General features: G+C 67.9%; 1 protein-coding gene and 1 pseudogene. One reads left to right on the forward strand and one right to left on the reverse strand.

Features of this window, described 5'->3' with window-relative positions; all coding sequences use genetic code 11:
* Positions 1-231, reverse strand: a pseudogene (locus FKP22_RS30150) (hypothetical protein); the annotation flags it as partial.
* 173 nt (positions 232-404) lie between these two features.
* On the opposite strand from FKP22_RS30150, the gene FKP22_RS30155 reads away from it, so the two are divergent.
* On the forward strand, positions 405-1490 hold a 1086-nt coding region (locus FKP22_RS30155; RefSeq protein WP_141291892.1), incomplete at its 3' end, for a LysR family transcriptional regulator.

Consider the following 1490-nt stretch of genomic DNA (forward strand, 5'->3'; position numbering starts at 1 on the left):
GCCCGATTGCGCCAACAGCCGTGCGGTCGCCAGGCCGCTGTCCAGGTCGCCGCCGATGAAAGCGCCGCCGGGCAGGTGCAGCACCAGCGGGCGCGCCAACACCCGGCCGTCACCCGCTGTCAGACCAGGCTCGGCCGCGCGGTGGATGCGCACCGACAAGGGCTCGGCGAGACCGGCATCAATGCGGGTGTCGCGCCAGGCGGCGGTGATCAGCGGGGAGAGCGAAGGCATGGTGGCGGGGCTGGAATGCGGTGAAGACAGGAAAGGCCGGAAGCAGGAGGGGCAATCTTGTTGCAGTGCAGCGAAGGATAGGCGTTGCGAGTGAAGGAATAAACACCCTGCGGCATGACACAGTTTTGTGGCTGGTGAAACAATGACGTCTCAGGTCAACGAAGGGATGCTGGATGGACAAGCTCAGTGCAATGCAGGCGTTTGCGCGCGTGGTCGAGGCAGGCACCTTCACCAAGGCGGCAGATTCGCTGGAACTGCCCAAGGCCGCGGTGACCCGGCTGATCCAGTCGCTGGAGGAACACCTGGAGGTCAAGCTGCTGAACCGCACCACGCGCCGCGTGACGGTCACGCCAGACGGCGCGGCCTACTACGAGCGGGTGAGCCGGCTGCTGGGCGAGATCGACGAGCTGGAAGGTTCGATCTCGCATGCGCGCGCCACGCCACGCGGGCGGCTGCGCATCGACGTGGCGTCTTCGGTCGCGCGGCTGCTGCTGATCCCGGCGCTGCCGGAGTTCCACGCCCGCTACCCGGACATCCAGATCGACCTGGGCGTGAGCGACCGGCCGGTGGACCTGGTGGGCGACAACGTGGATTGCGTGGTGCGCGGTGGCGAGATCACCGACCAATCATTGGTGGCGCGCCGCGTGGGTGCCTGGCGCTATGCCTGCGCCGCGGCACCCTCCTACGTGCGCGAGCACGGGCTGCCACTGCATCCGCGCGACCTGGAAAGCGGCGACCACAAGATCGTCAGCTACTTCTCGTCGCGCACTGGCCGGCAGTTCTCGTTCGACTTCAACCGCAAGGGCGAACGCGTGGAGGTGCAGGGCCGCTACCGGCTGTCAGTCAACGACGGCACCGCCTACATGACCGCCGGCCTGGCCGGCCTGGGCGTGGTGCAGGCGCCATTTTTCATGCTCAAGCCGCACATTGACGCGGCCGAACTGGTGCCGCTGATGACGGACTGGGAGTCCGACCCGCTGCCGCTGTACGTGGTCTACCCGCCCAACCGGCACCTGAGCACCAAGCTGCGCGTCTTCGTCGACTGGGTGGCCGACCTGTTCGCCCGCCACACCGACGCCGAGGAACAGCTGCTGGCCGCCTGCTGCAAGGCCCGGGCAGCCAATGGCGAGGTGGACGCCTGCCTGGAACTCGAAAACTGGTACGCCCAGCTTGACGGCGAACACCAGGCCCGCAAGCTGGCGCGGGCCCAGGGCAAGCCGCTGCCACAACCGCAGCCCGCCGCCTGGCTGGCCAAGCGT

Origin of the sequence: Ideonella azotifigens (assembly GCF_006519715.1) — a bacterium.
Classification (GTDB): domain Bacteria; phylum Pseudomonadota; class Gammaproteobacteria; order Burkholderiales; family Burkholderiaceae_C; genus Ideonella; species Ideonella azotifigens.